The sequence below is a fragment of the Streptomyces alkaliphilus genome (assembly GCF_014141535.1).
Taxonomy (GTDB): domain Bacteria; phylum Actinomycetota; class Actinomycetes; order Streptomycetales; family Streptomycetaceae; genus Streptomyces; species Streptomyces alkaliphilus.
In genome coordinates this window covers 1-3168 of the sequence record NZ_VKHT01000615.1, presented here as the reverse complement: position 1 = coordinate 3168, position 3168 = coordinate 1, and the positions used below count along the sequence as shown (strand labels likewise).

The following is a 3168-nucleotide window of genomic DNA, read 5'->3' as shown; positions in this document are numbered from 1 at the left end:
GCCCCGTCCCGCGCTCCCGATTCCCGGGAGCCGTGCCGGGCACCTCCGGCGACCCCACCCGCATCACCCGCACGGGACACCCGTCCCCTTGGGCCCCGGCTCGCCCGAGCCGAACCGGGCCCGCGCGCCCCGACCCGCTCCGGGCGGGGTGTCGCATCCCTCACCATCCGAAAGGAAACGATCCGCCATGGCCAACGCCGATGCCGCGCTCAAAGAGGCGATGACCAGCATCGAGGGCACCATCGGGGTCGCCCTCGTCGACTACACCAGTGGCATGGCCCTCGGCGTCGTGGGTGGCGGCAAGGAGCTCGACCTCAACGTCGCCGCCGCCGCCAACACCGACGTGGTCCGCGCCAAGCTGCGCGCCATGGAACTCCTCTCGCTGGGGGACGAGATCGAGGACATCCTCATCACCCTGGGCAGCCAGTACCACCTCATCCGCCTGATGAGGGGACGCGGCAGCCAGGGCCTGTTCCTCTACCTCGCGCTGGACAAGAAGCGGGCCAACCTGGCGATGGCCCGTCACCAGCTCAAGAGGATCGAGTCCGAGCTCGAGGTCTGACCCGGCGCGTCCCCGGGGTCCGGCACCGCCGGGCACCCGGGACGCGCCCGGCCGGACCGTCGGCGGTACCGTCCCCGACACCGCCGACGGGAGGACGGGACGACGTGGCCCCGGCCCCTCCGCGGTCAGGGTTCGCCGATCGGGGCGGGGGAGCGTCGCTCCGCCTCCCCGACCGGCGGGGCCACGGCCCCCGGGGTGCCGGGGCCCGGAGGGGGAACGGTGTCGATTCCCCCTTCCGCGACCGCCTTGTCGGTGCCGCCTCGGTCGCGGTCCATCTCCCGCCACTCGGGTCGCAGTCCGGCGAGCAGGGTCGCCGCGAGGTGGATCCCGCCGGCGACCCCCGGGGTCGGCGCCCACCCGAACGCGGTGACGGCCGCGCCGGCCAGCAGTCCGCCGAAGGGGATGCCGATCCAGGCCAGGGCGTCGAGCAGGCCGCCGACGCGTCCCAGCAGGTGCGGTGGGATGCGTTCGAAGATCACGGCGGTCAGGACGGGGTTGAGGAAGCCGGAACCGAAGCCGGCCACCAGGAACACCGCCGACGCCACTGCGAGATGGGTGTCGAGGGCGAGCACCAGGAAACGCGGCGCCCCCACGGTCAGCAGGCCCGCGAAGAAGACCATGCGGCGCCCAAGGCGGTGACCGAAGGCGGTGATGACCAGGCTGCCGACGATCGCCCCGACCCCCATGACGGCCACCAACAGGCCCAGCGCGGCCGGGCCGTTGCCCGTCTCCCGGGCCCACACCGGCATCAGGACGGCGGCCATGGCGCTGTCCAGGAGGTTGATCACCGCGATCAGCGCCGCGATCACCAGCAGGAGCGGGTCCCGGCGCAGGAAGGCGAAGCCCTCCGCCAGTCGGCGCCAGTACCCGGCCCCGTCCGTCGGGGCCACGGCCGCCGTGGTCCCCGCCGCGTCGTCATCGGAGCCGTCCGCCCGATTTTGTGACGGCACGGAATGGGACTCGGAATGGGACTCGGAAGGGGACGCCCCGACCGGGGCGCCCATGTCCCGGGGCACCACCACGGTGACCACCAGCCACCCCAGGGCGAAGCAGAATGCGTTGAGGACGAGGGCGGGCAGCGGACCGACCCAGGCCACCAGCGCACCGCCCGCCGCCGGGCCGACGGTCAGGGCCAGGCGTTCGGTCACACCGGCCAGGCCGGTGGCCCGCTCCAGCGGCAGCCGACCGCGCCGGGCGGCCTCGGGGATCATCACCCGCTTGGCCAGGTCACCGGGCCCGCGGGTCAGGCCGATCAGCGCCACCACGACGAGCAGCCCCCACAGCGGGAGGAGGTCGAGGACGTGCAGCAGCGGGACCAGGGTGACGGCGAGGGCGCTGAACACGTCGGCGGCCCGGGAGACGCGCCGTGGGCCGAGCCGGTCCACCAGGGGTCCGCTGACCGCCTTGGCCGCGACGTAGGGGGCCATCTCGCAGAACGCCACCACGCCGGTCCAGCCGGCGCTGCCCGTGGTGACCAGGACGTACCAGGGCAGGGCGATGGAGGAGACGAAGGTGCCGGTCAGCGCGACCGAGAGGGCCGCGAGGACCCCGGACACCGGTCGCATACGGGCTATTCGTCCCGGAAGGTCGCCGGTGCCCCGCTCCGGCCCGCCGGCGGGGACGACCGTGTCGGCGGCGCCGGTGCCGGGGGCACCGCTCACGGGTTCCCCTCCCCGGAGGCGGTCGGATCGGTCGGGGTGTCGGTCGGCGGGGCGGGCTCCTCCGGCAGGGGGAGGACGTGCACGACGACGGAGACCGGTTCGGTACCGGGCGGCCGCTCGGCATCGGGGTCGTCCAGGGGGTATCGGGAGAGCACCTCCCGGATCTCAGCACCCAGCCGGGACGCCTCCTCGGGGGTGAGCCGCAGCCGCACGTCGCCCAGTCCCAGGGCGTGCCGCCACGGAGCGGGGGAGGTGGGCAGGTGCGCGAACGCCTGCTGGGCCTGCGAGGCGTGCGCGGCGGCCACCGACTGGAGGTACGCCAGGGCCGCGGCCGGTTCGCGCTCGACGGGTTCCGGGTCGTCGAAACGGGTGAACCGGTGCACCGCGCGCCACCACCGCTCGCGTCCGCCCGGCCGGTCGGGGTCCTCCTCGACGAATCCGGCGGCGGCCAGTTGGCGCAGGTGGTAGCTGGTGGCGCCGGAGTTGAGGTCGAGCCGGTCGGCGAGGCGGGTGGCGGTGGAGGGGCCGTCGGTGCGCAGCAGGCCGATCAGCCGCACCCGCACGGGGTGGGTCAGGGCCCGCAGTCCCGAGGCGTCGAGGACCACGGTGTCGGAAGGCCGTGGGTCGTGTCCCGTCGGGGGCGGGGACTCCTCGGGAAGCATGCCCCCACGATAGACCGCACATCTTTCTTTGCAAAGGAATCTTTGCGCTCTCTCTCCGGTGTGATCGGACCCAACCCGATCGCACCGGCCACCCGTCACCGCCCGACGCCCCACGGGCCCCCTCGTCGGACTCCCCGCGGGGCGGATCGCCCGACTGCCGTCGGGCGGAGTGGCCTTTCGAATACGGCCCCCCTTTTCACCTCCGTCGATCACGGAAATTCCCGATGGTGTTACCGGGAGCGGGGCCGGGTCGGACGGGACGGGGAAAGCGGAAAGGGAATTG

At 74.0% G+C, this 3168-nt stretch carries 3 protein-coding genes; 1 reads left to right on the top strand and 2 read right to left on the bottom strand.

Annotated elements, in window-relative coordinates; translation table 11 throughout:
• Positions 1 to 187 precede the first annotated feature (187 nt).
• Positions 188 to 562, top strand: coding sequence for a hypothetical protein (locus FNQ90_RS17490; protein WP_143618766.1), 375 nt, complete (start codon positions 188 to 190; stop codon positions 560 to 562).
• A 125-nt stretch (positions 563 to 687) separates the two neighbouring features.
• Here the strand turns inward: FNQ90_RS17490 and FNQ90_RS17485 are convergent, their stop codons facing one another.
• Together FNQ90_RS17485 and FNQ90_RS17480 are read right to left on the bottom strand one after the other, a co-directional pair.
• A complete protein-coding gene (locus FNQ90_RS17485; protein ID WP_407699384.1) occupies positions 688 to 2136 on the bottom strand; it encodes an MFS transporter in 1449 nt (482 codons plus the stop codon).
• Positions 2137 to 2219: 83 nt separating this feature from the next.
• The gene (locus tag FNQ90_RS17480; RefSeq protein ID WP_182607242.1) at positions 2220 to 2885 is read right to left on the bottom strand and encodes an ArsR/SmtB family transcription factor; all 666 of its coding nucleotides are present in this window, start codon (positions 2883 to 2885) and stop codon (positions 2220 to 2222) included.
• Positions 2886 to 3168: the final 283 nt, after the last annotated feature.